23 protein-coding genes are annotated in these 21,694 nt (G+C 60.7%); 5 read left to right on the forward strand and 18 right to left on the reverse strand.

Going from position 1 to position 21,694, the window contains the following annotated elements:
• Nucleotide 1: 1 nt before the first annotated feature.
• Entirely contained in the window at nucleotides 2-1,009 is a 1,008-nt protein-coding gene (locus AC5S27_RS06840; protein WP_493933816.1) for an NAD(P)-dependent alcohol dehydrogenase, read from the reverse strand.
• Between the two features lie 205 nt (nucleotides 1,010-1,214).
• Nucleotides 1,215-2,978, reverse strand: a complete 1,764-nt coding sequence (locus tag AC5S27_RS06845; protein ID WP_493933817.1) for a SpoIVB peptidase S55 — start codon at nucleotides 2,976-2,978, stop codon at nucleotides 1,215-1,217.
• Nucleotides 2,979-3,210: 232 nt separating this feature from the next.
• Between AC5S27_RS06845 and AC5S27_RS06850 the strand changes: the two genes are divergently transcribed.
• Both AC5S27_RS06850 and AC5S27_RS06855 read left to right on the forward strand, forming a co-directional pair.
• Nucleotides 3,211-4,422 carry a VWA domain-containing protein gene (locus tag AC5S27_RS06850; RefSeq protein ID WP_493933818.1) on the forward strand — a complete coding sequence of 404 codons (1,212 nt, stop codon included), beginning with the start codon at nucleotides 3,211-3,213 and terminating at the stop codon, nucleotides 4,420-4,422.
• A gap of 158 nt (nucleotides 4,423-4,580) precedes the next feature.
• Nucleotides 4,581-4,967, forward strand: coding sequence for a HesB/IscA family protein (locus AC5S27_RS06855; RefSeq protein WP_493933819.1), 387 nt, complete (start codon nucleotides 4,581-4,583; stop codon nucleotides 4,965-4,967).
• A gap of 122 nt (nucleotides 4,968-5,089) precedes the next feature.
• Here the strand turns inward: AC5S27_RS06855 and AC5S27_RS06860 are convergent, their stop codons facing one another.
• From AC5S27_RS06860 to AC5S27_RS06895, 8 genes are all read right to left on the reverse strand, one after another.
• A complete protein-coding gene (locus AC5S27_RS06860; RefSeq protein ID WP_493933820.1) occupies nucleotides 5,090-6,043 on the reverse strand; it encodes a type II secretion system protein in 954 nt (317 codons plus the stop codon).
• 22 nt (nucleotides 6,044-6,065) lie between these two features.
• The gene (locus tag AC5S27_RS06865; RefSeq protein ID WP_493933821.1) at nucleotides 6,066-6,725 is read right to left on the reverse strand and encodes a hypothetical protein; all 660 of its coding nucleotides are present in this window, start codon (nucleotides 6,723-6,725) and stop codon (nucleotides 6,066-6,068) included.
• A 2-nt stretch (nucleotides 6,726-6,727) separates the two neighbouring features.
• Entirely contained in the window at nucleotides 6,728-7,372 is a 645-nt protein-coding gene (locus tag AC5S27_RS06870) for a hypothetical protein (protein WP_493933822.1), read from the reverse strand.
• Nucleotides 7,369-8,244: a fimbrial assembly protein gene (locus tag AC5S27_RS06875; protein WP_493933823.1), complete on the reverse strand. Its 876-nt coding sequence runs from the start codon at nucleotides 8,242-8,244 to the stop codon at nucleotides 7,369-7,371. The genes AC5S27_RS06870 and AC5S27_RS06875 overlap by 4 nt, the downstream gene beginning before the upstream one ends.
• Complete coding sequence (gene pilM, locus AC5S27_RS06880; protein WP_493933824.1) at nucleotides 8,245-9,183, reverse strand: type IV pilus biogenesis protein PilM; 939 nt, start codon at nucleotides 9,181-9,183, stop codon at nucleotides 8,245-8,247. It lies immediately after the preceding gene.
• 90 nt (nucleotides 9,184-9,273) lie between these two features.
• Complete coding sequence (locus tag AC5S27_RS06885; RefSeq protein ID WP_493933825.1) at nucleotides 9,274-10,911, reverse strand: GspE/PulE family protein; 1,638 nt, start codon at nucleotides 10,909-10,911, stop codon at nucleotides 9,274-9,276.
• A gap of 68 nt (nucleotides 10,912-10,979) precedes the next feature.
• On the reverse strand, nucleotides 10,980-11,339 hold the full coding sequence (locus tag AC5S27_RS06890) for a four helix bundle protein (protein ID WP_493933826.1): 360 nt from the start codon (nucleotides 11,337-11,339) through the stop codon (nucleotides 10,980-10,982).
• 80 nt (nucleotides 11,340-11,419) lie between these two features.
• Nucleotides 11,420-12,619 carry a type II secretion system F family protein gene (locus tag AC5S27_RS06895; RefSeq protein WP_493933827.1) on the reverse strand — a complete coding sequence of 400 codons (1,200 nt, stop codon included), beginning with the start codon at nucleotides 12,617-12,619 and terminating at the stop codon, nucleotides 11,420-11,422.
• A gap of 200 nt (nucleotides 12,620-12,819) precedes the next feature.
• Here AC5S27_RS06895 and AC5S27_RS06900 point away from each other — a divergent pair, with 200 nt between their 5' ends.
• Nucleotides 12,820-14,205, forward strand: coding sequence for a CapA family protein (locus tag AC5S27_RS06900; protein ID WP_493933828.1), 1,386 nt, complete (start codon nucleotides 12,820-12,822; stop codon nucleotides 14,203-14,205).
• 3 nt (nucleotides 14,206-14,208) lie between these two features.
• Here the strand turns inward: AC5S27_RS06900 and AC5S27_RS06905 are convergent, their stop codons facing one another.
• The 4 genes from AC5S27_RS06905 to AC5S27_RS06920 are packed head-to-tail and all read right to left on the reverse strand — an operon-like array spanning nucleotide 14,209 to nucleotide 16,444.
• On the reverse strand, nucleotides 14,209-14,625 hold the full coding sequence (locus AC5S27_RS06905) for a type II toxin-antitoxin system VapC family toxin (protein ID WP_493933829.1): 417 nt from the start codon (nucleotides 14,623-14,625) through the stop codon (nucleotides 14,209-14,211).
• Nucleotides 14,625-14,876 (reverse strand): type II toxin-antitoxin system Phd/YefM family antitoxin, encoded by a 252-nt coding sequence (locus AC5S27_RS06910; protein ID WP_493933830.1) that lies wholly within the window; start codon nucleotides 14,874-14,876, stop codon nucleotides 14,625-14,627. The genes AC5S27_RS06905 and AC5S27_RS06910 overlap by 1 nt, the downstream gene beginning before the upstream one ends.
• Before the next feature lie 57 nt (nucleotides 14,877-14,933).
• On the reverse strand, nucleotides 14,934-15,716 hold the full coding sequence (gene mtgA / locus AC5S27_RS06915) for a monofunctional biosynthetic peptidoglycan transglycosylase (RefSeq protein ID WP_493933831.1): 783 nt from the start codon (nucleotides 15,714-15,716) through the stop codon (nucleotides 14,934-14,936).
• Between the two features lie 29 nt (nucleotides 15,717-15,745).
• On the reverse strand, nucleotides 15,746-16,444 hold the full coding sequence (locus tag AC5S27_RS06920) for a riboflavin synthase (RefSeq protein WP_493933832.1): 699 nt from the start codon (nucleotides 16,442-16,444) through the stop codon (nucleotides 15,746-15,748).
• Nucleotides 16,445-16,591: 147 nt separating this feature from the next.
• Between AC5S27_RS06920 and AC5S27_RS06925 the strand changes: the two genes are divergently transcribed.
• Nucleotides 16,592-18,148, forward strand: coding sequence for a GGDEF domain-containing protein (locus tag AC5S27_RS06925; RefSeq protein WP_493933833.1), 1,557 nt, complete (start codon nucleotides 16,592-16,594; stop codon nucleotides 18,146-18,148).
• Between the two features lie 87 nt (nucleotides 18,149-18,235).
• A complete protein-coding gene (locus tag AC5S27_RS06930) occupies nucleotides 18,236-19,078 on the forward strand; it encodes a class I SAM-dependent methyltransferase (RefSeq protein ID WP_493933834.1) in 843 nt (280 codons plus the stop codon).
• 247 nt (nucleotides 19,079-19,325) lie between these two features.
• On the opposite strand, the gene AC5S27_RS06935 is transcribed toward AC5S27_RS06930, so the two are convergent.
• The 4 genes from AC5S27_RS06935 to ribD all read right to left on the reverse strand — a co-directional run bounded on the left by AC5S27_RS06935 (nucleotide 19,326) and on the right by ribD (nucleotide 21,618).
• Complete coding sequence (locus AC5S27_RS06935) at nucleotides 19,326-19,688, reverse strand: hypothetical protein (RefSeq protein ID WP_493933835.1); 363 nt, start codon at nucleotides 19,686-19,688, stop codon at nucleotides 19,326-19,328.
• 147 nt (nucleotides 19,689-19,835) lie between these two features.
• A complete protein-coding gene (locus AC5S27_RS06940; RefSeq protein ID WP_493933836.1) occupies nucleotides 19,836-20,162 on the reverse strand; it encodes a type II toxin-antitoxin system PemK/MazF family toxin in 327 nt (108 codons plus the stop codon).
• Entirely contained in the window at nucleotides 20,159-20,416 is a 258-nt protein-coding gene (locus AC5S27_RS06945; protein ID WP_493933837.1) for an AbrB/MazE/SpoVT family DNA-binding domain-containing protein, read from the reverse strand. Before AC5S27_RS06945 ends, AC5S27_RS06940 begins: the two co-directional genes overlap by 4 nt.
• Before the next feature lie 59 nt (nucleotides 20,417-20,475).
• Nucleotides 20,476-21,618 (reverse strand): bifunctional diaminohydroxyphosphoribosylaminopyrimidine deaminase/5-amino-6-(5-phosphoribosylamino)uracil reductase RibD, encoded by a 1,143-nt coding sequence (ribD, locus tag AC5S27_RS06950; protein WP_493933838.1) that lies wholly within the window; start codon nucleotides 21,616-21,618, stop codon nucleotides 20,476-20,478.
• Nucleotides 21,619-21,694 lie beyond the last annotated feature (76 nt).

Below are 21,694 nucleotides of genomic sequence, written 5' to 3' on the forward strand. Positions count from 1 at the left end.
CCTAATTCGCCAGGACAGCCCGGTAGCGCACCTTGTTCTTTTTTACCTTGTCGATAGCCTCGTTGACCTTGGCCATCGGGAAGGTCTCGGTCTGTGCCTTCACGCCATGCCGAGCCGCCACATCCATCATTTCGCGGAGCATGTGCGGGCTGCCGATGGGGCTGCCGGTAATCGTGCGAATGCCGGAGATCAGCGGAAACGCCTGCACCGAAACCGCCGACTGAGGCACGCCGACAAAGCACAGCGTACCGGTCGGCCGCAGGGCAGCGATGTAGGAGTTCCAGTCCTGATCGGCGTTGATGGTCGTCAGGATGAAGTCGAACTTACCCGCCACCTCACGCATCATCTTCGACTCGCGCGTGTTGACAAAATGTTGTGCTCCGAGCGCGCGTGCTTCCTTCTCTTTGGCCTCCGAGGTTGAGAACGCCGTCACTTCCGCACCGAAAACCCGCGCAAACTGCAGCGCCATGTGTCCAAGACCGCCGATCCCGACAATCCCCACCCGCGACGATGGATTCACGCCATTCGACCGCAGTGGGTTGTAGACCGTAACTCCGCCGCACAGCAGCGGTGCAGCCCCTTCACTCGTAAGCGCGTCGGGAATCGGAATGGCAAACCGCGCATTCACGCGAACCGCGTCCGCGTAGCCGCCATGCCGCTGCACGCAGGTTGCTTCCGCCTGAGGACAGAGATTCTCCATGCCGCGCGTGCACCATTCGCACAGGCCGCAGGAGTTCGACTGCCAGCCCACACCCACCCGTTGGCCGACTTCGAGATTCTTTACCCCAACTCCCAGTGCTGTGATTTTGCCGACAATCTCGTGGCCGGGAATGAACGGAAACTTGCTGATCCCCCAGTCATTCGAGATCAAATGCAGATCGCTGTGGCACACGCCACAGTGCGAGATGCGAATCTCGACTTCCTGGGCGCGAAGGGCGCCGGGATCGTACTTGAAGGAGAGAAGTTCAGCGCCTGCTGCGTGAGCTGCAAGTCCATGAATATGAGCCATATATGCCTTGATTGCCTCGCGGGAAAGGTAGATACGAACCTGGTCCCATCAGTTTCCGGGCCAGGATGTGCTGAAACAAAAGACTACTGCAAAGGGACTTTAAAATGAGGTCACACGCGCAGTCACTCTGCCGATTCGTAGGTCAGAGGGAAACCGCGGCCCATCAGCCAGCCACAAACAACAAACAACGGATCACTGAGTGACTTTAGTGTAACCCGCCTCCGGCTTCCACACGCACACTAAGTATCTGTTGACCGGTCAAAACTCCCCCCGCCGGGGCGTCCGCCGTTACCACCAGGGACTCCCCGTGCAGGCCGATCTCCTGCCCGCTGCGCTCGGATTCCATCGTATTCGCCACTGAGAGCGGCAGGCTTTCCAGCGTGTTGCCCTCCAGAGAGGCTTCCGTGTCCGGCAGCAGTAGGCTGATGTACAGCCGGTCTGCCGCATGCAGGCCGCGCAGGCGCGCCGAGGCAGCCGAAACACTGGCCTGACGTGAAGCGCTTCGGGCCGCATCCTGGGTGCGATCAATTGCCGCTGCCCCACTCACCAGCAGCCGAAGCGTTCCTGGCTGCATCCGCGCCGGAACCGTGAATCCCAGCCGCACATTCCGCGCCGCCTGCCGCCAGGGCCGCAAGGTCGCCTCCACCATCACATGATCCCCGGCATGCACAATGCTCGAGGAAATCAGCCGCACGCCCTCCATCTCGACCCGGCGATCTTCAGGAATCGTCTCCACGCGCAACCGCACACTCTCGATGGGCTCACGGCGGGTTGCGTTGGCATAGAGCCGGTTAAAGCTGTCGAAGAATCCCACTGCCGCCGCCAGTTGCGGGGCCATCTGCTCTCCCGGCACACCCCACGCATCCACCGGCGCCGGAGGCTGCCCATGAACCGTAATCTCCCCGGTCACGTGATAGCTCGTCCCGGAGGTGCTCTGGTTGGTTTCGAGCAGAGTTTGGTACACCGAGACCATCATGGCTGAGCTGGTCAGCGCGGCGAGGTCCAGAACCTCGACGTGCCGGGTGACCTCTTTGCCTCCGGAAGCGACAGCAATCGAAACCGGAATCATTTGCGCCTTCGCGCCCAGCACGCCGCGAATCGCTGCATCTCGATCCTCGGTAAATGCGCCAATCGTCTTGCCGGTATTCACAATCTTGAAAGCGTTCAGCGGTGACGCCAGCGTGGCCACCACCTCGGTCGTTGTCATCGGCAGCGAAACCGGCCCAGCTTGCAGAACCGGATGCCCACAAGCAAGCAGCTGCTTCGGATCAATATAAGTAACGGTGCACGTCGCAGCGATCTCAACGTCTCCCCGCACCAGCTGCAAACTCACCGCCGACCCCGGCACGACTGGCCCAAAATCGGCACCCTCGCCCGAATCGCCATCAGACGCGCCACCTGCGGAAACCACATCCAGGCCGGTACCGGCCATGCGCTGTTTCCAAAGCTCGATCGCCTCCGGCTGAAAGCCGCTCATCAATAAAGGTGTTTCCATGGCAGCAAAAGTCTGGCCTCCCGCCTCACCCGCAGCCGTCTGCAACAGGGAATCGCGGTCCGGCAGATCGCGCACTGGCAGATCTCGAACTTCGAGCATCTGCCCAATCGGCGTAATCCCCGCAATCGGATCCTTGCTGAACTGGCCGATCCGGTATGAAAGCGCCCCCAACAGCTTGCCCTGCACATACACCGGGCTGCCGCTCATCCCGGCGACGACACCCGTGTACTCCGGTTTAGCCCCACGCAGGCGCGCCAGAATCAGGTCTCGCCCGGGTCCGCGCGCCCCGCGCAGCAATCCCAGGATTTCGACATCCATCGGCTCCGGCACCGTGCCTTCGAAAACCGTCCAGGCCGTTCCCGTCATCCCGCGCTTGAGCTGGTCGAGCGGGAAGAATCCCACACTCGACGGTGGCGGCCCGGCAACTGCCGTCGCGGCAGCCTGAGACCATGCGACGGGCAAGCTGTTGCTCATGGCAAACGCCATTACGACCACACCAACGAAAACTTGCGCGAGAGCTGTTTCCCTATGCCGATTCCACACGTCTACCAGATTAGACGGTGAGGCCATCTCCGTGCCGCAGGGCGATCCGCAAAATTGTCCGGAATATCGGCGGAATCCCGGCCGGAGCATTTCCTGATGCGTCGCCCAGCAAATCAGGCATCGGCGCCCGCCAGTTCGCCGTATGCTAATCAGTGAGGTAACAATGCCCCAGATGACGCATCCCTCCCGCCGCCTGCTTGGAAACCTGATCCGCACCACTCCGGCATTCCTGCTCGCCACTGGACTCGCCATCGGCGCCGCCGGCTTTCTGACTCCCTCACTCCTGGCGCAAGCGCCCGCCCCGGCTCCGCAGCAGCCACCGCCGCCGGACAGCGATTCCGGCCCGGACTCCAACGGCCCCATCGTCGTCCCCAAGAAAAAGGCCCCGGCAGACGACGCTCCGCCGCCCGCGCCCGTCGCCCCCAAACTCAAGAATCCGGAAAACACGCCCACCATGTCCCTCCGCGTCGAAGTGCCGGAAGTGACAGTAGACGTGGGCGTGCTGCTTGAAAAGACCCACCAGTTCGTCCCCGGCCTCAAGCCCGGCAACTTTAAGATCTTCGAAGACGGCAAGGAGCAGAAGGTTATCGGCTTCAAGCGCGTCGAAGCGCCGATTACCGCTCTGATGATCTGCGAATTCGCTTCGACCAACTACCGCTTTATCTATGACATGCGCAACGCCGCATTCTCCTTCGCCGAACAGCTCCGGCCCCAGGATTACGTCGCGCTGATGACCTTCGACATGCGCACCCAGATCGTCACCGACTTCACCCAGGACAAGCGCCAGATCCTCGAAGCGATCAATTCGCTGCGCATCCCCGGCTTCTCCGAGCGCAACGTCTTTGACGCGCTCTATGAGGGACTGGACAGGTTGAGCCGCATCGACGGGCAGAAGTACATCATCCTGATCGCCTCCGGCCGGGATACCTTCTCCAAGATCACCCTCGACAAAATCCTCGATAAGGTCAAGAAGACCCCCAACGTCACCATCTTCACCGTCTCAACCGGCGCAGTTTCCCGGCTGATGTCGGAAGGTCGGGGCGGATTCAACGGTCAGCTTCGCGACATGGACTACCTCCAGGCCGATAACCAGATGAAGACTTTTGCCTCGATGACCGGTGGCATGTTCTTCGCCCCGCGCTTCGTCGGCGAAATGCCCGACGACTTCGCCGCCATCAACAACGCCATCCGCTCCAAGTACGAGCTCATCTACCACCCCATCAACTCCAAGCAGGACGGCAGCTTCCGCAAGCTCCAGGTCATGCTGGTCGACGACGAGGGTCACCCCCTGCAGTTCCAGGATGAAAAACACAAGCCGCTCAAGTACGAACTCCAGTACCGCAACGGCTACAACGCCAAGCAGGAAGTCGAGTAGATCTGGCTTGCGGGGGTGATTCACTGCGACCAAACCCCGCCCGCCAGCATCCAACTAGGAACATCGGACGATATCCCGCTTGTGTCCTCCGGCCCATGGCGGTAAAGTAAAGACAGCGTCCGATAACATTTCGAGACAGTTTCAGGGAGATACAAACTATGGCAACCGCAGCCGTTCCGGTAACAGAGACCGCAGCACCGATCATGGAGCCCAAGGCCACCCCGCTCAACATGACCCCCTCGGCCATCGCCAAGGTTCGTGAGATCATGGCCACCCAGGACCCGATTCCGGCTGGTCTGCGCGTCGGCGTTGTCGGCGGCGGATGCTCCGGCTTCCAGTACTCGATGGCCTTCGAGAATGCCAGCGGCATGATGGACAAGGTCTTCACCTATGACGGCCTCAAGGTCTTCATCGACGCAACCTCGCTCATGTACCTGAACAACTGCGTGGTCGACTACGTCGAGACCTTTGAAGCGGCGGGCTTCAAGTTTGAAAACCCCAACGTGAAGAGCACCTGCGGTTGCGGCTCCTCGTTCAGCGTATAAAGCTGTAAGCCTGCAACACTCGGCCTGCTCAACCAGGCTCTTCACTCCCAGCAATCTGCCAACGGTTCTCGACGAGAGGCCTGTCCCACGGGACAGGCCTCTCGTCTTTGCATGACAATCGACTACTGCTGCGGTTGGTTCGGCGTGATCGGGGTCGTCGGCGTGGTCGGACTCGCCCCAAATGGATTCCCGTTCAAGCTGGGCGAATTCTGGCTCGGCGTCGTGGTTCCGTTGCCGATCGGCTGTCCAATGGCTCCCTGGCTGCTGCTCACCGTTGTCCGCTCGGACTGGGGATCGTAGACGAACTCCCACTCGTTGAAGTGCTTCTTCTTCTTGTATTCCAGAATGGTGGCTTTGGGACTGGTGCTTTCGACGCCAATAATGCCACCGCCGCCAAAAGTCTGTCCTGTACCCGCTCCGAATGTCTGCGCAGCCGTAGATCCGCCACTGCTGTCGGCCGTTCCAGTTGCTCCACTTGTTCCGCTTGTTCCACTCGCCCCGGCCGTTCCCGCTCCACCGCTCGTATCCGTTCCAGTGCCGGAAGTAGGCGAGCTTCCAAACGGGCTGCTGTTGCCGATCCCCGTGCCGCCAAAGGCTCCTCCCGTGCTTCCGCCAATTCCCGACTGGCCGCCAAAGGAGTTGGTCAATCCCTGCCCTACCCCGCCCGGCCCAGTCCCGGCAATCGTTGATCCAGCAACCCCGCCCAGCGGCTGCCCAAAGAATCCCATCGCCGTTGGCGTCTTGTTTTCCCCGACATGGATCAGCTTCCACTCATCCTTGCCTGTCGCCGGATCCTTGTATCGCTTGCGCAGAAAGCGGAGATTGTTGCTCTTCTCCAACGCCTCCATGTTGGGCGGGTAAGCGGCAAACTTCTTGTAGTAGAGCTGGATCGCGCGGCGGTACTGCATCCCGCGGTGCATCAGCTCCACCTCGCGGTCGCGTTCGATGTCCGCAGCCACTTTGGGAGCGGCAAGCGACAGCAGCAGCAGCACCATGAACACGAGAAAGAGCACCCCGATGAGAATGTAGCCATCCTCACCGCCGCCTTTTTCCCGTCTTGGAACCGCTCTTCGCATCACCACTCCTAAACCAGCACCCTTAATTCGCCTGCAACGGCAGCGTCTGCGTATTGTTGTAGCTCAGGTCGGTCACCTGGAGCGAGTGCGCGTCCACCGAAACCACCTTGTAGCGATGATCGACAATCTCACCTGCCCGGGCAGAGAAGATGTCCTCACCGCGCAGCAGGAACGCCTCACGTTTACCATCCTTGCCCGCCGAGTAACCAAAAAACTTCAGTTCAATGGATGGAGGCGCCGGAGGCACGTAAGGCGGCGGCACCACCGGTCCCACAGGAGCATCGTTCCGCGCCGTCTTCACTGGCGCTTCAATCGCGACCGGAGCCGAATCTGCCGAGAAGATATTCCGCCCATGCCCGGCATACTCGATCGACTCGCTCAGCCCCAGCCGGTCCAGATGCAGCGCCGGATCCAGGCCCGCATTGGCAATCTTCTTCGCCGCCGGCCCACCGGATACTCCCGCATTGGAAACCGGCGCCGAGCCCTCCGACTGCGTCTGCGGCTGAATCGGTGTTCGCACGCCCGGAGCCGCTGCAACGGGCCTTGGCGCAGGACGGGGAGCATCGTCGCCCCCGAACAACGTATGAATGACCAGGTACAGGACTACACAGCCCAGCACCGCGGCGATGATCACATTCCTCTTGTTGTCCGTACCAATCTTCAAACCAGCTTTAGCTGCCATCGTTATTGGCCCTCCCCATTGGGAGTCGTCGCCGGCGTATCTTGCGTCGTTCCCGGCTTCGCAGTCGTGTCAACCGGCAGCGGCAACGGGACGTCTCCCGGCCGGAGCCACGTTGAAACCTGCAACCGCAGGTTCACATTCCCGTTTTGCTGACCATTCAAAGCCATTGCCCGGATGACAAAGAACGTCTCGCTCCGCTCCAGCCCGTTCACAAACTTCATAATCGCCGGATAATCCCCGCTCAGGCCGACCTCCATGCGAATCTCGGTCAAATCTCCCGACCCGGGCGCCGCGGTGTACACCACGCGGGTAAGACCCACGGGCGCCTTTGCGGAAATCTCTCCCAGCCGCTCCAGAATCGACGAATAGCTCGGTGGAATCCGCTTGGCGTAGAAGCCGTCAATCTGGCCCCGCGAAAGCCCGACTTTCTTATCCAGTCCCCGCAATGGCTTGGTCTGGATCTCGAGCGTCCGCAGCTCTGCCTGCTTACCGGCAATCGCGTCCGCATTGCTGGCGCTCGTTTCGCTCCAGTCCAGCCCGACACGAATGCCCAGCACGATCGTCGCCACAGCCAGGACCACGAAACCGGCCACATGCAGTCCCACCGGCGAAAACACCTTCTCGCGCATTGCGCTCCACTGGCTCATCGCTGACCTCCATCCGGCGGTGGGGGAGGAACCCGGTTCCTGTCATGATTCTTGAGACCGCTCGGATCGTAACCGGTCGGTTCATCCTGCTGCGGTTCCTGGACAGCGCTAGGGGCGACCCCCGGGACGCGCCGGATAGGCCGCAAAGCTCCGCCCGGACGAGCCGGCTGCGGTAGCGGCGGAATATATGCCGGCTTCGGCGCCGGCGTAGCCTGGGCGGCAGCCTTCGGAATCCTGCTCTGCTTCTGCGCTGCTAGCCCTGCCCGGCGCTCTTCCAGCGTCGCCGGATTGTATTCCGCCAGCAGGTCGAAATTCACCCGGTTCGTCGTCTTCGCCGGCTGAAAACCACCCTGCGGATTCTCGCTCGTATCGGTGTTTTCCGCCGAGATGCGCGGTGCGGCAAAGCGCGGCGAGCGCTCCATATTGCGCACCATCTCGACCGATCTCTCACGCAACCCGGAGACACGCAGCCGCAAAGTCAGCCGCCCATCCTTCGCCCGTACCGGCTCAATCGCCGTCACCTGCACACCCGCGGGAAGGACGCTTTCGAGATCCTCCATCGCCGCCGTCCACGAGAAGGCTTTCTCGTCGAATAATTGATTCAGAAAACCGGCCTGCTGCAGAACTTTGGCGTTCAGCGGCTGCTGCATCTGCCGCTGATAGCCTTCTTCCTCGGCTCGTAGACGTGCCACCGCCCGGTCCTGCTTCGCTTCCTGCGCGCGCATGTCCATCGCCCGCTGGTGAAAGTGCAAAAGCCCCAGCCCCAGCAGTACAAGCAGACCCGCCAGCACCGCCATGCCGATGCGCAGGCGCTTGATCGCCGGACCCTGGTCGGCATAGGGGCGAGTCGCGAGATTCAGTGTGATTTTCATCTAATTCGTTCCCACCAGCGCGCCCGTCACTCCCGCCACCGACTGGTTCCCCAGCGCCGACAGCATACCCGTCTCCGGCTTCGGCGCCACTTCTGCAACCGCCAACTCCGCATCATCCAGCATCAACGTAAAATCCTCGACCGACAACACACCGGAGTAGAGTACGCGGTGCGGCCTCACCTGCAGCTTGTCTTCATAGAACGCAGCCGCGACGGCAACCGCTCGCTGCACCTCGCCCGGCACAAACTCCGGATCGGCAGGCAGTTCCACGGTGCGATACAACATCAGATCATTCCCTGAAACGATCGTAGTCGTCAGCGACTGCGTGCTCAAATGCACCGCCAGCACCGCCTCATGGCTATCGGCCGTCGAAAGCGCCTCCAGCGCCGCCAGGCTCGCCGGAATCACTGCACCCGGCTCATACCCGGCTGCGCGGACAGCCGACTCGTACTCCGCCAGCACCGGCCCCGGCATCACCGCCGCCAGCACCTTCCACTGCGTTTCAAGCCGCGAAGAACCTTCGCTCAACACCTGGTAGCTGATTCCCGCCGTCTCGACGTCAAAGGGAATCGACTTGCGCAACCGGAACCGCAAGACCGGCAAGGCTTCGTCTGCCCGTGAAGGGAGAGTATCGAAATCCAGCACAAACACCCGCACCGACGAATCCGGAACGACGACGGTGACAGCGCGCGTTCGCGGCGAAACCTGCCCCAGCGCCGATCGCAGCGCCGCCGAAACCACCGGCGGGTCAACGATGTTGCCCTCCGACAGCCCCGGCACGAACACCATCTCCGAAAACGGCTCAGCAGCATACACCGCAGCCTGTCCGGCTCCCGGAGTAGCGGCAGCAATGACCCCGGCAGACGTAATCTCACAAGCCACAGAGGGCCGTCCCCCCGCCGCCACCAACTTCGGCACTTCAAAATTCAACCGCGCCACAATCGTTCCCCGCTATCGCCCTTGGTTGTCATTCCCGAAGGGAATCTGCTTTTGCATTTGCAAGCTGTTCCCTGCTCCCTAATCCCTGCCTTACCGCGACGCCTCAATAAACGTAACCTTGTTGATCTCCTTCAAGGTCGTAAACCCGCGCTGCACCCTGTCCATCGCCGACTCGCGCAGGAAAGTCATGCCTTCCTTCTGCGCCAGCTTCCGCACTTCCGAACCTGGCTTCTTGTCCAGAATCAGTTCGCGAATCGGGTCCGTCAAATCCAGCAATTCATGAATTGCGGTACGCCCACGGAACCCCGTCCCGCCGCACTCAATGCATCCCGCGCCCTCACGAAACTCGAAGTTGCGCCATTCCGCCGGGTCGAGGCCGCTTGTCACCAGCAACTCTTCCGGATGCTTCGTCATGTACGCGCAGTGATCGCAGATCGTACGTACAAGCCGCTGCGCCAGAATACAGTTCAGCGCAGAAACGAAGTTGTAAGCCTCGACGCCCATGTTCAAAAAGCGCCCCAACACATCGACCACGTTGTTCGCATGGACAGTGGTGAACACAAGATGGCCCGTAAGCGCCGAGTTGATCGCGATCTGCGCCGTCTCCGCATCACGGATTTCGCCGACCAGGATCTTGTCCGGATCATGACGCAGAATCGAACGCAGACCGCGCGCAAACGTAAGCCCCTTTTTCTCGTTCACCGGAATCTGCGTAATGCCGCGAATCTGGTACTCGACCGGGTCTTCGATGGTGATGATCTTTTCTTCGTCGGACTTGATCTCATTCAGCGCCGCATACAGTGTCGTCGTCTTACCGGAACCCGTCGGCCCCGTCACCAGCACCATCCCGTACGGCTCGCGAATATACCGCCGGAAGCGCCGCAGATCGTCCTCATGAAAGCCGACGACTTCGAGCGTCAGGTTGCGGAATTTCTCCGACATCGATTCTTTATCAAGCACACGAAGCACGGCGTTTTCGCCATGCACCGTCGGCATGATCGAAACGCGGAAATCGATCAGCCGCCCCTTATACCGCACGCGGAAACGGCCATCCTGCGGCACGCGCCGCTCGGCAATGTCCAGCTCCGACATGATCTTGATACGCGACAGAATCGTCTGGTGATGCTCGCGCGCAATCGGCGCCATCGCTGGCTGCAGCACGCCGTCAATGCGGTACTTCACATGCAGCGAATCGTCGTACGTTTCAATGTGCACGTCCGAAGCGCGCCGTTCGAGAGCGGTAAAGATGGTCGTGTCCACAAGCCGGATAATCGGGCTGAGATCCTCATCGCCCGCCAGCTTCTCGATCGAGATGCTCTCATCCGCGTTCTCATCACCGTTGAGCACATCGAAGGTCATGCCTTCGCTGGCTTCATCCAGCACGCGTTGCGACTGTTCGGTCTTCTTCAGCAGATCGGTGATCTGGGTAAGCGTCGCCACGCGCGGTTCAATGCGATGGCCCAGCAGGCCGGCAATCTCGTCCAGCACCATCAGCTTCGAAGGATCGCTGACCGCAATCACCAGCACATCACCACGCTGCTCCAGCGGCACAAAGTTGTAGCGGAACATCAGCTCAACCGGCACAGTGCGCAGCAGATCATGCTGAATCTTGAAGTGCTTCAGATCAGCAAACTCCGCCCGATACCGCTTCGCAAGCTGCTCAGCCGCCGCCCGTTCATCAATCTGCCCAAAACTCGGAGTCGGTACCGTCAATACTGCATCTGCCATGGGTGTAACCTCATTCAGCGCGAGTGTGAGTGTGAAGTGTGAGTGTGTTCACTCTGCTCACGCCCGCTTCATTTGTCGTTCAATGTCGTAATCGTTCCGTAGACCATTCGCCCAATTTCGTCGCACAGCGTGTCTGCTTGCGCAAGTTCGGCGGTATCGCCAAGCCCTAGCTCCTTCGCAATGACCAACTGTGTCTGCAACTCAAAACTTGAACCTCGCGCAATCCCAAGAAAGTTTCGGTATTCGGGAGTATTCAGCCTTCCGGCGCCCTCCGCGATGTTACTCGGTATGGATACGGCACATCGCCGCATTTGGCTCGTCAATCCGTAGATTTCTTCTCGCGGAAATGACTTCGTTATCCGGTAAATCAGCAGTGTCAGCTGAATTGCCTTTTGCCAGACCAGCAAATCCCTATAGGACCGAACCATGGCCAAAACTCTCCAGTTACATCAAAACTACAAGTGACCCAAACACTCGCTTTTCACACTCACACTTCACACTCACACTCTCATCTTTGTATCTGCTGCGCCGACCCCAGCGAGAAGATCGGAAGATACAAAGCGATCAGAATGACAATGACGAAAACACCCATCACCAGAAGAATCGCAGGCTCAATCAGCGACATCACCACCGCCATCGAAGTCTCCACATCCTGCTCAAAGAAGTCCGAAACAGAGTTCAGCATCTGCGGCAGCGCGCCGGTCTGCTCGCCGACCGAAATCATCTCCGTCGCCACGCCCGGAAACACCTTCGTCTTCTCCAGGGAAGTGGCCAGACTCTTGCCCTCGCGCACCGAGACAACCGACGAAAACACCGCCTTCGCAATCCGGTTGGACGAGATCGACCGCGCAGCCGTTTCAAGCGAAGGCACCAGCGGCAGGCCGCCCGTCAACAGAGTTGCCAGTGTCCGCCCGAACAGCGCCACCTGGTACTTGATCCAGATCTTGCCAATCACCGGCAGACCAATGCGGAAGCGATCGATGACATCCTTGCCCTTCGGCGTCTGACTGTATTTCCGAAACGCGTAGCCAAGCACCCCAATCCCCAGCAGATACCAGATTCCCTGATGCTGCGCAGACTTGCCGAAATCGAGCAGCGCCACCGTAAACGCAGGCAGCTTTGACCCCATCTGCTCATACAAAGTGGCGAAGCTCGGCACCACGAACGTGATCAGGAAGATAAACAGCACCGTAACAATAACGATCAGCACACTCGGATAGATCAGCGAAGCCGTCAGTTTCTTGGTAAAGCCCAGCGTGATCCGCTGGAAGCTGACATACCGTTCCAGCACTTCCTGCAGGTTGCCCGAGCGTTCCCCAGCCAGCAGCGTCGTCGTGTACATCGTCGGGAAGCCGCCCTGTGCCTCAAAGGCCACCGACAGCGATTCGCCGCCCTTCACCCGCTCGGTCACGTTCATCAGCTGCCCGGCAAAGTGCGGATTCTTCTGGTTCTTGGCCAGCATCTCCAGCGACCCGTGAATCGGCAACCCGGCGCGTACAAGTGTAAGAAACTGCTGGTTGAAGATCAGAAACGGCTCCAACTTGATCTTCTTCTTGCGGCCGCCAATCCCGCCCTTCGACTTGACCGAGAAGACATGGTATCCAGCCGTAATAAACCGCTGGCGCAGCTCCTCGGCCGAGGCAGCCGTCTGCGTCTGCTCCTGCACCCGCCCCCGCTCATCCGCCAGCTTGATGACAAACTCAGCCATGCATCTCCCAGCAAAACTGCATACTTGTAGCCAATATCAGGTTACCAGCTTGGCATCTGCCGCGCCGCGCGACTCATCGCGCAAGCCGGAGCCAGATCCGATTCGGTACAAGTTAAGACGCAAGCCAGCCCCGAGACGCTCAGTCTGCACTTCTCGCAGTTGCATTTGCCGCAGTTTGTTCTTACCCTCATGAAACCGCCATGAATGTCACCACACCCCGCCGCCTGCTCGCCGCCATCCTGTTGAGCACACTCGCCGTAACGGCCTGCAACACGCACTCCACGGTGCAGGCCGCCACCCCCTACCCGCGCGAGTTAGGCCGCGTCACCTTCGTCGCCGCCGGAGACGTCATCCCCCACCAGGCAGTCGTACAAGCCGCCACCGCGCACAAAACAGCGGAAAACCACGACGGCTGGGACGCCCTCTTCGCCGACACCGCCGACCTCTTCCAGTCCGCTGACTTCGGCTTTGTCAACCTCGAAACCCCGGTCGCCCCGGCCCATTCCCACGGCTCAAAGCCCTTCATGTTCGACGCACCGGTGGCACTTATTCAGTCGCTCCACGCCAACGGCGTCAAGATCGTCAGCTTCGCCAACAACCACGTCATGGACCAGGGCTGGCCCGGTTTCACCGAAACCCGCGAGCATCTCACCCAGGAAGGGCTCGTCTTCGCCGGCACCAGTGACACCGCACAGACCGCCTGGAAACCCGTCATCGTCGAGAAAAACGGCATCAAGGTAGGCTGGCTCGGCATGACCCGCTGGCTCAACGGCAATCGCAACCCAGACAGAGAAGACCAGCCCCACGTCAACTTCTTCCCCTACCCCAACGACTCCGGCGGCGCCCCCGGTCTAGACGAGGCCGGAGTACTGGAAGCCGTCAAAGCCGCCCGCACCCAATGTGACTTCCTCGTTCTCTCCATCCACTGGGGCATCGAGTACGCCCCGGCCCCGCGCCCCGACGACGTCGAACTCGCCCACAAGCTCATGGACGCCGGAGCCACGGTCCTTGTCGGCCACCACCCCCACGTACTCCAGCAGGTCGAGACCTACCAGACCGCCGATAACCGCAACACAGTCATCTTCTACTCGCTCGGCAACTTCCTGTCCAACCAGTCCCGCACCTACATCGACGGCCTCATGCCCGACAAGGACGGCGAACCCCGCCAGTCGCTGGTGGTCCGATTCGTCGCCGTAGAAAAGGACTACGGCCCAGCCGGCAAGCGCTTTGAGCTGGCCAATGTCGGCATCTGGCCTGCATGGCAGGAAAACAACCGCAACCAGCTCCAGCGCGGTAAAGAGAAAAACCCGGAAATCCACCCCGTCCTGATCGACCGCGCCATCGCCCCGCTCAACGCCGAAGTAGACGCCTTCGAAAAGAAAGCAGCAGACAAGTCAGGCCCAGCTCTCACCGCAGAAGAAAAACAGCACTACATGGAAGCCGTCACCCGCCTGAAAACCCTCCAGCACCAGCGCGAACAAATCGTCGCCCGCACCGGCGACGAGTATGTCCTCGACCCTCCAAGGCCTGCACCCACAAGAATCGACCCGCCGAAGCCCGTCCAGGCCACCGCCCCGCAACCATAAAACTTAAGACAGCACAGTCACGCCTTCTGCGATGCCTGCTTGGGCAAGAGCTTTATCGAGCGTAGCGAGGACCAATCCTTTGCGTGCCGCAACATCCAGATAGGACGCGTCGTAGAACGACAACTGATATTTCCGGGCGTATCGCAGAATCGCCGCTTCGTCCGGTTCAGCATCGGTCACGATAGGAAACGAAACAATCAGTTTGAGGAAGGCATCCGAGCCATCCACACTCAGCCGCTTTCTTCGCTCACTCATGATGAGGATGTTGCGAATCTCAAACCACCAGAGTGCGGGAACCCATGCCGTCGCACGTAGTGTCGCGGGTCCAGCCCAGTTTGCCAGTAGTCGATCCGCCAGCGGATGCGCCTCGTCGGCAAGAGCCCAGACCGCCGAAACCGAAGCATCCAGCGCAAAATCCATTACCTGCGACCCTCATCCCGCGCCGACAGGATTTCATCCAAGCTCATGCGCCCAATCTGCTTGCGCAGCGCTCGCATCCCTTCCACCGCTTGCGCCACTTGGTCACTGTCAATCTGAGTTTCCGGACTGATCCGTGCGATTCTCTGACCGTGACGAGAAATCACAACCGTCTCGCCGTGCTCCACTCGTTCCAGGATCCCGCGAAAATCACTCTCCGCCTCATCCACCGGAATCGTCTGCGTAGCTCCCATACAGCACCTCGCCAGTTGCCCAATGATACCCCGATTCAGGAAATCCCGACCGGCAACTCACCACCCCATCTGCCGCATCCGTTCCAGAATGATCCCGGTATACCGGTTCATCCGCTCCGGCTTCCGCTTCAACGGAGCGGGCAAAACCGCCGCCAGCCGTGCCGCTTCGTCCCGGCTGATCGTCCGCGCCGAAGCCCGATAGTGGTACTGGCAAGCCGCCTCCGCCCCGTAGACCGCCGGCCCCCACTCCACCTCGTTGAGGTATAGCTCCAAGATCCGGTCCTTACCCAGCACCAGCTCCGCCACTGGCACCAGCGTGAACTCCGCGCCCTTCCGCAGTAGCGACCGGCTTGTCCCAAAGAAAAGATTCTTCACGAGTTGCTGCGTAATCGTCGACCCGCCCCGCAGCCGCTTCCCGTCCAGATCGCCCTCAGCCGCCAGCTCCATCGACTCCCAGTCAAAGCCATGATGCTGATAGAACCGCGCATCCTCAGCCGCCACGACCGCATGCTGCAGGTTCGGAGAAATCCGGCTCATCGGCACAAATGCGTAGCGCTCTTTGTAAGGCTGGCTATGCGCCCAGGCCTGCAAATGCCGCTCCACATGCACAGCAGTCGTTGGCGGATCCACCCAACGCAGCAGCACCAGTGTCAGTGCCGCCAGCAGCCATAGCGAAACCAGCGCAATCCCCGCCCAGCGCAGCCCGCGCAAAAGCAGCCGCCGCCAATCCCGCCGCACCCAAAGCTCTCGCCAGCCAGGCCGGGCAACTCGTGCAGGACGGGTCGCAACGGGCTGGCCTTGAGACGAAAGCGTCACCTGCTGTTCAGGAAGTTCAGTCACGTCTCAGCATCCTAGCCGACACCGCGGCACTAGTAACCGTTCGCCACCAGCCAATGCTCCGTCAGCGCAAACTCCGGCTCAGCCTTCGCAGCATCTTCCGCATCCATCCGCGCATAAGCCAGCTTGACCAGCACATCCGCCTCAACATTGATTGGCGCCCCAGCCTTCAGCGCATGCAGATTCGTCCGCCAGTACGTCAGCGGCAGAATGGCAATCGAGACGACTTCACCGTCAAAATCGGCAATCGTCAGGCTGATCCCCTCCAGCGCAACCGACCCCTTCAGCACCATCCACTGTCGGACATGCTCCGGTACCCGCACCTTCAGCGTCCAGTCGGTCGTCTCACGATTGAAGTGGGGTGAAGTCTCCGGCACCACCGGCTCCAGCGAAACCAGCTCGCCCGTCCCATCCACATGCCCCTGCACAATATGTCCGCCCAGCGGAGCACCCGCCGCCGTAGGCATCTCCAGATTCACAAGCGCTCCCGGTGCCAGCGCCCCCAGCGAAGTCTTAGACAGCGTCTCCGCCGCCAGATCCGCATGAAAGAACTCCCCCGCATCCGAGCCGGCCACTGTCAACGCCGTCAGGCACACACCGGAAACCGCCAGCGAATCCCCCTCACGCAGCAATCCCGCGATGCCCGGAGCAGCCACCGTAAGCCGCTGCACACCGCCCAGATCCGCCAGAGAAACAATTGTTCCAGTCCGTTCGACAATCCCAGTAAACATATCTCCAGCTTACCCCCGCATCCTAGAAACAACCAGATTTCCCCATCCGCAACCGCCCGGCGAGGCGCTAAGATAAACCCACAGAATTTGCTCAAACGGCGCAGGAAAGGGGCTAGAGCCATTTCCATTTCGGGAATCTACCAGGAAATGACATCGTCTCCGCCTCTCAGGCTCACGGCCAATCGCGCCCTGGCCGCGGCAGCGCTCGCCGTCGTTCTCGCCCATCTTGCCCTCAGCCTATCCTTCCCCCAGCAAGCCATCCTCACCCCCATTGTCTGGATCACGCTCTACGCGCTGGCCCTTGCCGTCGCTCTCAACGAACTCCGCCACACCACCCCCGCCGCCCGCTGGCGTTGGAAGCTCATCTCCATCAATTTCGCCCTCGCCATCGGCTCCTTCCTCTGCATCCTCTACGGCGAATACCTTCAGGCCGCGCACATCGCAGATTTCAGTCCCCAAAGCGCCTGGCTCAACGACTTCCTGCACGCCCTCCGCGCCCTGCCGTTCCTCCTCGTCGTCTGTACACCCGAAGAAACCGACCGCCGCATCCATCGCCTGCTGGACGTCGCCCAGGTCGTCCTGATTTCGCTGGTCTTCGTCGCGCTGTTCACTCCCGGCCTCTTCGCCCACCCCGTCGATCTCGCCCCGCTCCAGTCTGACCTCTTTAACCGTTACAGCTACACGCAATCGATCCTGATCGCGGTTCTCGCGCTGCTCGCGGTCTTCACCGCAAAACCCGCCGAGTCCCGCCACTTCCACCGCGCCCTCGCCATCTACCTCTGGATTGGTCTCCCCGTCGCCGTCTGGACCAACCACATCCTCATCAACACCTGGAGCGTCCCACCCGCCTCGGTACTCTTCGTCCCCAGCGACCTCTGCCTGCTCGCCTTCGCCTTCCTCGTTCCGTCCCTTCGCAAACGCATCGGCCCCAGGGAGCCCAGCCGCAAGCTCATCTTCCTCCGCCTGGGAGCCGCAGCGTTCCTACCGCTTTTCGCCTTGCTCGCCAGCATGATCCTGGCCATCGCCGGCCACCATCCCGTCCTCGGCATCACCGCTGGCCTCCTCAGCCTTGCTTTATTTGGCGTCCGCTCCGCCTACGGCCAGTTTCAGCTTCTCGCCGCTCAATGGGACCTGCAGTCCGCCAATCAGCAGCTCGAAGTCCTCTCCCAGCACGACCCGCTCACCGGCATTTATAACCGCCGCTGGTTCGCAGACTCCTTCACCTTGGAATGGAAGCGAGCCCAGCGCAGCGGCCAGCCGATTTCGCTCCTGCTCATCGACGTCGACCACTTCAAGCTCTTCAACGATTCGCTGGGCCACGCCGCCGGCGACCTCTGCCTGCAGACGGTGTCGAAACTCCTCGCCCTTCAACTCCGCCGCAACTCCGACGCGCTGGCCCGCTACGGAGGCGAAGAGTTCGTTGCCATGTTGCCGAATACCGATCAGGAAGGCGCCCTCCGGGTCGCCGAGCGCATGATGGACGCCCTCGAAACGATGGGAATTCCGCATCCGGCCAGCCCGTTCGAGCGGGTCACGGTCAGCATCGGCTGCACGACGCTTTCTGATCCCAACTCCGAAATCGCCGCCGGGATCACCCCGGAGAAAATGTTCCTCGCCGTCGACTCAGCCCTCTACCAAGCCAAGAATCAAGGACGCAATCGCATCCAGGTGAGTTCCTCGCAGGATATCCCCGTACGTGGTTGAAATCCGTTGACGTAAGCTGGAGGCATCCAGCACACTGCACCATGCAGCATCTATCTTCTGCTCCGCACCCTCCAGAAAGTTGATTCCATGAGCGATACCGTCCCCTCCTCTTCCGCCGCGCCGTCAATTGCCCACATCAAATCCGCTATGCGCGCCACCTGGATGGCCGGAGACTTCGGCGTCGTAGCCAAAACCATCGCCGCCGGCGGTGCGGAGTTCATTGACCGCCTGCCTTCGCCCAAGGGCCTGCGCGTCCTCGACGTCGCAACCGGCACCGGCAACCTCGCCATCCCGCTCGCCCGCGCCGGAGCCATCGTCACCGGGGTCGATATCGCCCCCAACCTGCTCGTCCAGGCCCGCGAACGCGCCGCCGCGGAAGGCCTCGCAATCACCTTTGACGAAGGCGACGCAGAACAGCTCCCCTACGCCGACGGGTCCTTCGACCAGGTCGTCACTATGTTCGGAGCCATGTTCGCCCCGCGCCCCGACCTCGTCGCCTCAGAACTGGCCCGCGTCCTCAAGCCCGGCGGCCTGCTCGCCATGGCCAACTGGAACGCCGCCGGCTTCTCCGGCCTGATGTTCAAACTCATGAGCCGCCACGTCCCACCCCCACCCGGCATCCTCCCACCCGCGCTCTGGGGAGACGACACCACCGTCCGCCAGCGCCTCGCCTCCGGCTTCACCAACATCCAGACAGAAATCATCCCCATCGACTTCAACATGCCCGTCAACCCCGCCGGAGCCGTAGCCTTCTTCCGCAAATACTTCGGACCAACGCAGGTAGCCTTCAGCCGCCTCGACGAAGCCGGTCAGGCTGCACTGGCAGCAGACCTGGAAAACCTCTGGTCCAGCCACAACGTAGCTTCAGACCCAACAACACAGACCCTGATCCACAACGAGTACCTGCAAGTCACCGCGACAAGAATCTAGTCCCGCATGGCATGACTTCCGGCCGCCTTTGCTTTAGCTCTTTTGTTTGTCATTCCCGAAGGGAATCTGCTGTTGCCCTTGCAGTTGTTCTTAGTCCAAGTCAAACAAATGCTGTCATCCTGAGCGAAGCGCAGCGAAGTCGAAGGACCTCCGGTTGCCGTTGCTTATTCTTGTCTTTGTTCTTGTTTTTCTTGTTGTCATTCCCGAAGCGAATCTGCTGTTGCCTTTGCAGTTGGATGTTCCGTTTTTATTCCGACGGCGAAGCCGGGGAATCTAAGTCAAGCCGACGCTCCAACCTATCCATGGCCCACCTAAAAGCCGCACCAAAATCCCCCTCAATCCCATAGAACGGAGCCATCTTGACCAGCCCATCAAGAAAGTCTTCCAACGGCCACGCCGTCCCGGATCGCAGGTGCTGCATGTGTCCGTAGACGCGATGCTGCATCTCGTTGAACCCTTGAAGCTGCTTGATACTACCCGGCTCTCCATTGAACGGATATCCAGAACGAGCCGCAATAGTAAGTTCCGCTCCCAGATCAAGCATCCACGTTAACTGCTGCTCCATTTCTAACTTTTCAAGAACAGCAAGTATCTCCTTTTTTGTCTTCAATGCATTGACTCCAAATTGGTCTGTGCAGGCAGTAAACGCGACTGCAGTTCTTGCATCAGAACTCGCGAAAGTAACAACTCTTGGCTAAATTATCGGACTTTGGAGCGTTGGTTCGCACCACACTGGTGCAATGTAGTTTGGGCCAAATTAGTTGAATAAAACGGCTGTCTTCGCCAGCACATCTTCGAGAATATCGACCGGCAGCGCATCCACCTTTCGTCCGCCACGCGCTATCACATCGAGCACACGAGGCTGGTCGCAACGGATAATGCCAGTCGTCTGAATTCCTGCGATCGGCACAGCGAAACCAAGCCGTCGCGCGAAGTCGCCGCCACTGGTAATGGGCAGGATCACCGGCAATCTTGTCGCCTCATTGAAAGCTGTCGGAGAGATGATCAAAATTGGCCGATGTCCACGTTGCTCATGCCCAAACGTAGGATCCAGCGACACCATGTAGATATCGCCGCGATTCACAATAACTCTCCGCCTACCGCCGGAGCATCGACCCACTCGCGCTCTTCTACCGATTGCGGCTGCGAATAGTCCGAAGCAGCCAACAGTTCCTCCAGCGAGTAGTGAGGGCGCTGCCGAGGCTCCACGATCAGCCTTCCATTCTCAACTTCAACAGCGACCGTAGCACCGGCTTTAAGATCAAGAAGATTGAGCAGTACGGGCGGGACCGCCAGCATGATCGAGCCGCCTACTTTGCGAAGATTTGTCGTATGCACGGATAACCTCGTTAAGTTATATCTAAGTATAATCCGCGCCGTTAGTCAACCAGCAGATTCTATTTCCAAGGATCGCGCAGCAGCGCCGAAACGCTGTAGTCATTCCCATGCCGCTCCATCTCCGCCGGGTCCAGCTTCACCGGAACACTCATCCCGCGAAAGGCCGGCACAGCGTCCGAGCCGAGAATCTGGGGTGAGCAGAAAATCTTCAGTCGGTCCACCAGCCCAGCCGCCAGCAGCGCCGTATTCAGCCGAGTGCCGGTTTCCGTAAGCAGCGAAAGAACGCCCTCCGCCCCCAGCCGGTCCAGCACCAGCCCCAGCGGAACCCGCCCGCCATCAGCTGCCAGCACTTCCACACGCACCCCGCGAGCCCTGAGTTCGTCGATCCGGGCACGAGCTCGCTCGGTGGCAAACTTGTCGCGCTCCGGCGGAGGCACAGTGAAGACCAGCACATCCTCCTTCGCCGTCGTCACCAGCTTCGAGTCCAGCGGCATGCGCAGCGCCGAATCCAGCACCACGCGCAAGAGCGGCCTGCGCCGCGCATTGCCGCTGCGGTCCGTCATCAGCGGATCGTCGGCAATCACTGTATCCACGCCGGTCAGCACAGCGTCCGCCATCCACCGCATCGGCTGCACCGCCGCCCGCGACGCCTCGCCGGTAATCCAATACGGCTGCCGTGCGGCCTGCACCCCCGGCGCCGGAGCGATCCGCCCATCCAGCGTCATCGCCACCTTCATCTCCACAAACGGCCGTTTGCTCTGGATCCAGTGCGCGAAAGGTTCGTTCAGCCGCTGTGCCTCCGCCTGGCAGACGCCAACTTCGACCGCAACCCCAGCCTGTCGCAGCGTCTCCAGCCCCTGCCCGGCCACCAATGGATTCGGATCCACCGTAGCCGCCACCACCCGCGCCACACCCGCCGCCACCAGCGCCTGCGAACAAGGGCCAGTCCGCCCGGTATGACTGCAGGGCTCCAGCGTGACGTAAGCCGTCCCACCCCGCGCCCGCTCACCCGCCTTGCGCAACGCTACAACCTCAGCATGGTCGCGCCGGTCATACTCATGCCACCCCTCGCCAACCAGCCCGCCTTCACTATCGAGAATCACGCAGCCTACGACGGGGTTGGGCGAGCACAAGCCTGCACCGAGACGCGCCAACTCCAGCGCCCGCCGCATCCACGGCATGTCCTGCTTTGACCCGATCATGAATACTTTCCCTAATTTCCCGATCAATCCCGCTGGCAGCATTCGCCCTCAACTCGCCTCAAGACCCCGGCCCGGG

The organism is Acidicapsa borealis (assembly GCF_059115245.1).

Coding starts and splice junctions, on each gene's coding strand:
- AC5S27_RS06925 (WP_493933833.1), top strand. CDS start 16,592: ATGACATCGTCTCCGCCTCTCAGGCTCACGGCCAATCGCGCCCTGGCC.
- AC5S27_RS06905 (WP_493933829.1), bottom strand. CDS start 14,625: ATGGATTTTGCGCTGGATGCTTCGGTTTCGGCGGTCTGGGCTCTTGCC.
- AC5S27_RS06865 (WP_493933821.1), bottom strand. CDS start 6,725: ATGGCAGCTAAAGCTGGTTTGAAGATTGGTACGGACAACAAGAGGAAT.
- AC5S27_RS06875 (WP_493933823.1), bottom strand. CDS start 8,244: ATGAAAATCACACTGAATCTCGCGACTCGCCCCTATGCCGACCAGGGT.
- AC5S27_RS06840 (WP_493933816.1), bottom strand. CDS start 1,009: ATGGCTCATATTCATGGACTTGCAGCTCACGCAGCAGGCGCTGAACTT.
- AC5S27_RS06870 (WP_493933822.1), bottom strand. CDS start 7,372: ATGAGCCAGTGGAGCGCAATGCGCGAGAAGGTGTTTTCGCCGGTGGGA.
- AC5S27_RS06920 (WP_493933832.1), bottom strand. CDS start 16,444: ATGTTTACTGGGATTGTCGAACGGACTGGAACAATTGTTTCTCTGGCG.
- AC5S27_RS06855 (WP_493933819.1), top strand. CDS start 4,581: ATGGCAACCGCAGCCGTTCCGGTAACAGAGACCGCAGCACCGATCATG.
- AC5S27_RS06890 (WP_493933826.1), bottom strand. CDS start 11,339: ATGGTTCGGTCCTATAGGGATTTGCTGGTCTGGCAAAAGGCAATTCAG.
- AC5S27_RS06900 (WP_493933828.1), top strand. CDS start 12,820: ATGAATGTCACCACACCCCGCCGCCTGCTCGCCGCCATCCTGTTGAGC.
- AC5S27_RS06845 (WP_493933817.1), bottom strand. CDS start 2,978: ATGAGCAACAGCTTGCCCGTCGCATGGTCTCAGGCTGCCGCGACGGCA.
- AC5S27_RS06910 (WP_493933830.1), bottom strand. CDS start 14,876: ATGGGAGCTACGCAGACGATTCCGGTGGATGAGGCGGAGAGTGATTTT.
- AC5S27_RS06930 (WP_493933834.1), top strand. CDS start 18,236: ATGAGCGATACCGTCCCCTCCTCTTCCGCCGCGCCGTCAATTGCCCAC.
- ribD (WP_493933838.1), bottom strand. CDS start 21,618: ATGATCGGGTCAAAGCAGGACATGCCGTGGATGCGGCGGGCGCTGGAG.
- AC5S27_RS06860 (WP_493933820.1), bottom strand. CDS start 6,043: ATGCGAAGAGCGGTTCCAAGACGGGAAAAAGGCGGCGGTGAGGATGGC.
- AC5S27_RS06885 (WP_493933825.1), bottom strand. CDS start 10,911: ATGGCAGATGCAGTATTGACGGTACCGACTCCGAGTTTTGGGCAGATT.
- AC5S27_RS06895 (WP_493933827.1), bottom strand. CDS start 12,619: ATGGCTGAGTTTGTCATCAAGCTGGCGGATGAGCGGGGGCGGGTGCAG.
- AC5S27_RS06850 (WP_493933818.1), top strand. CDS start 3,211: ATGCCCCAGATGACGCATCCCTCCCGCCGCCTGCTTGGAAACCTGATC.